We start from the raw sequence: 4,058 nt of genomic DNA, 5'->3' as shown, positions 1-4,058 counted from the left end.
CCCCCCACATCACCCCCTCTCTATTCGGCGCCCGCGCCAGATGTTAAAAAGACACACCAAAAACGACCGCCTGGTCGGCACCGCGGGCGCGGATTCGATGACGGGCGGCGCCGGCGACGACGTCCTCGTCGGCAGCGCCGGCAACGACACGATGGATGGCGGCGCCAACGGCGCGTACGGCGACACCGTCGACTATTCGGCCGGCCCGGCCGGCGTGTCGGTCAACCTGGCAGCGGGCACCGCCAGGGACAATTGGGGCAACACGGACACGCTGGTCGGCATCGAGCACATCACCGGCTCCGCATTCGCCGATACACTGGTCGGCTCGGCCGGCCAGAACTGGTTCCGCCCGGGCAAGGGCAACGACACCGTCAACGGCGGCGGCGGCGACGACGTCGTCATGTACGAGGGCATCACCACCAGCGTCACCATCAACCTGCGGACCGGCGTCGCCACCGGCGCGGACGTCGGCAGCGACACGCTGACCGGCATCCGCAACATCCACACGGGCGCGGGCGCGGACATCATCCAGTTGTCGGACCAGGGCGGCTACGTGTTCGCGCGCGGCGGCAACGACAGGATCACGGGCGGCAACGCCAGCGACACCTTCTTTGGCGGCAGCGGCAACGACACGATCGACGGCGGCGCCGGCCGCGACACGGCCAACTACATGGACGACACCTTCGACGGCACCGTGAACGTGGCGGTCACGGGGCTGGGCGTCAAGGTCAACCTCGCCACCGGCATCGCGACGGACAACTGGGGCCACACGGATACGCTCCTGAACATCGAAGACGTGTCCGGCTCGCGCTTCGGCGACGCCATCACGGGCAATGCGGTCGACAACAACCTGCGCGGCGAGGATGGCAACGACACGATCTCCGGCGATGCCGGCAACGACTGGCTCGACGGCGGCAACGGTGCCGACAGCATGGTGGGCGGCCTCGGCTTCGACCAGCTGACGGGCGGCGCCGGCAACGACACGCTCGACGGCGGCGCCGACCGCGACCGCGTCAACTACAACAACGAGTATCCCGGCACCGGGCTCACCGGCAAGGGCGTGGCGGTGAACCTGGTCACGGGCGTGGCGACCGACAACTGGGGCAACACGGACAAGCTCGTCAGCATCGAGGACGTGTCCGGTTCGCGCTATGCCGACACGCTGACCGGCAACGCGGCCGACAACAGCCTGAACGGCGACGACGGCAACGACACGATCTCCGGCGACGCCGGCAGCGACTGGCTCGACGGGGGCGCCGGCGGCGACAGCCTGCTGGGCGGCCTCGGCATGGACCAGCTGTCGGGCGGCGCCGGCAACGATACGATCGACGGCGGCGCCGACCGCGACCGCGTCACCTATTTCAACGACTTCGGCGCCATCGCGCCGACGGGCAAGGGCGTCATCGTCAACCTGGCGACCGGTAGCGCGACCGACAACTGGGGCAACACGGACAAGCTCGTCAGCATCGAGGACGTGTCCGGCTCGCGCTACGGCGACGTCCTGACCGGCGACGCCAACGACAACAGTTTCTACGGCGACGACGGCAACGATACGCTCACCGGCGGCGCGGGCAACGACTGGCTCGACGCCGGCGCCGGCAACGACAGCCTGCTGGGCGGCATCGGTACGGACCAACTGTCCGGCGGCGCGGGCAACGACACGATCGACGGCGGCGATGGCCGCGACAACGTCATCTACGACAACGACTACGGCAGCATCGCGCCGACCGGGAAGGGCGTCGTCGTCAACCTGGCGACCGGTGTCGCGACCGACAACTGGGGCAACACAGACAAGCTCGTCGGCATCGAAGCCGTCGCCGGTTCGCGCTATGGCGACTTCATCACGGGCAGCGCGGGCGACAACGACCTGTTCGGCCAGGACGGCAACGACACGCTGGCGGGCGGCGACGGCAACGACTGGCTCGACGGCGGCAACGGCAGCGACGTCCTGCAGGGCGGCAGCGGCGTCGACGCGTTCGCGGGCGGGACCGGCAACGACACGATCGACGGCGGCGACGGCCGCGACCTCGTCTCGTACACCAACGACTACGGCGCACTCCCGATCACCGGCGCGGGCGTGAAAGTCAACCTGGCCACCAGCGTCGCGACCGACAACTGGGGCAACACCGATACGCTCGTCAGCATCGAGGATGTGTCGGGTTCGCGCTTCGCCGACAAGCTGACCGGCAATGGCGCCGACAATGCCCTGATGGGCGGCGCCGGCGACGACGTGCTCGCGGGCGGCGGCGGTGCCGACCGGCTCAACGGCGATGCCGGCGACGACACCCTGGACGGCGGGAGCGGCAGCGACACGCTGGGCGGCGGCGACGGCAGCGACACGTACTACGTCGACAATGCCGGCGACATCGTGATCGAGACCAACGCATCCGCGGCGGGCGGGATCGACGAGGTCGTGGCGTCGGCCAGCCATGTGCTGGGCCTCAACGTCGAGAACCTGATCCTGCTGGGCGGGACCATCAACGGCACCGGCAATGCGCTGGCCAACCTGATCATCGCCGGTTCCGGCGTAAACGCGATCGACGGCGGCGCGGGCATCGACACGCTGTCGTTCGAAACGGCCACCACGTCCGGCACTGCCGGTGTCACGCTGGCATTGGGCGCGGCCGGCGTGAAGACGACTGCGGCGGGGATCTCCGGCGCGGACACCGTGGTCAACATCGAAAACCTGATCGGGTCGGACTACAACGACACCCTGTCCGGCAACGCCGGCGTCAACGTCATCCATGGCGGCGAGGGCAGCGACGTCCTCAACGGCATGGGCGGCAACGACGTGCTGTTCGGCGGCGCGGGCAGCGACGCGTTCGTCTTCACGACGGCGCTGAGCGCCACGGCCAATGTCGTCCGGATCGAGGACTTCTCGAAAGGGGAGGACAAGCTCCGGCTGGAAAACGCGATCTTCACGAAGCTGGCGGCCACGGGGACGCTCGGTGCCAACAATTTCAGGGTGATCGGTTCGGCGGCCCTCGATGCGGACGACTACATCCAGTACGACAAGGCCAGCGGCGCCCTGTACTACGACGCGGACGGTTCGGGTGCGGGCGCGGCCGTCAAGTTCGCCATCGTCGGCGTCAACCTGGCGCTGGCCAGCACGGACTTCATGGTGATCTGAGGCAGAGCGGGCCGGTTCCCGCGGACTTCCTGGGTATATACTGGACCATCGTTGCCCGATGACCAGTCCAGGAACCGTGGGTCCCCAATGAACCAGTCGCTCTCCCGCCCGACGAGGATCAGCTATTACCTGATCATCCTGTTGCTGCTGGCGACGCCGGCGCTGCTGGTCTGGCAGCACTACGGGATGGTCAGGACCATCGAGATCTCGCCCGGCCAGCCGCACGGCGCCCGGGTCGCGGACGACCGGCCCGAATTGGGCGGCAACTCGGTGGGCATCCTGGAGCGCACCCCCGATGCGATCGTCATGCGGTGCGCGCTGGGCACGGCCGCGACTTACGGCTTCTGCAAGCTGCAGTTCCTGCTGGGCCGGCCCGGCAAGGGGATCGATCTGTCCGGGTTCGACTCGATCGATTTCGACCTGCGCTACATGGGGCGGTCGCCGCGTATCATCAAGCTGCACCTGATGAATTTCGAGCCGGAGTTCTCCACCCTCGGCGACTGGAATTCGCAGCGCTTCAACGAAGCGGAAATCGACTTGTCGCGGCAGGCGACCCCGTTCACGATTCCGATGAACGTCCTGCGCACCGCCGACTGGTGGCGCAGCACGCACAAGATCCCGCTGTCCAAGAGCTATCCCCGGCTCGACCGCGTGACGGCCGTGGAATTGTCGACGGGCGCCGTCCCGCAGGGGCAGACCATCACGCTCGAGGTGCGCTCGCTCCGCTTCCACGGCAAGTGGATCTCGAAGACGGCGCTGCTCATGGGCCTGGTGTTCGCCTGGATCGCCTGCGGCATCCTCGGCCTGTCGCTGGGCCTGCTGCATTTCCGGGACAGCCTGTCCGCCACCAAGTCGCGGCTGGAACACCTGGCCGCCGTCGACCGCGAACGCAAGGCGGCCGAGGCGGCGCGCGAGGCGGCGCTGGCCG

General features: G+C 68.4%; 2 protein-coding genes. Both read left to right on the top strand.

Annotated features, from left to right (window positions below):
• Positions 1-40 precede the first annotated feature (40 nt).
• Positions 41-3,130: a hypothetical protein gene (locus ACEN88_RS25985; RefSeq protein ID WP_413344319.1), complete on the top strand. Its 3,090-nt coding sequence runs from the start codon at positions 41-43 to the stop codon at positions 3,128-3,130.
• Positions 3,131-3,217: 87 nt separating this feature from the next.
• Positions 3,218-4,058: hypothetical protein (locus tag ACEN88_RS25980; RefSeq protein ID WP_413344317.1), on the top strand; the 841-nt coding region annotated here is incomplete at its 3' end.

It is taken from the genome of Massilia sp. CT11-108, from assembly GCF_047302915.1.
Lineage (GTDB): Bacteria > Pseudomonadota > Gammaproteobacteria > Burkholderiales > Burkholderiaceae_D > Telluria > Telluria orientalis.
Note: the sequence above shows the minus strand (reverse complement) of the source record. Positions and strands in the feature narration are given on the sequence as shown.

Bases quoted from the DNA above. Each gene is read 5' to 3' on its own strand.
- ACEN88_RS25985 (WP_413344319.1), top strand. From the start codon at position 41: ATGTTAAAAAGACACACCAAAAACGACCGCCTGGTCGGCACCGCGGGC.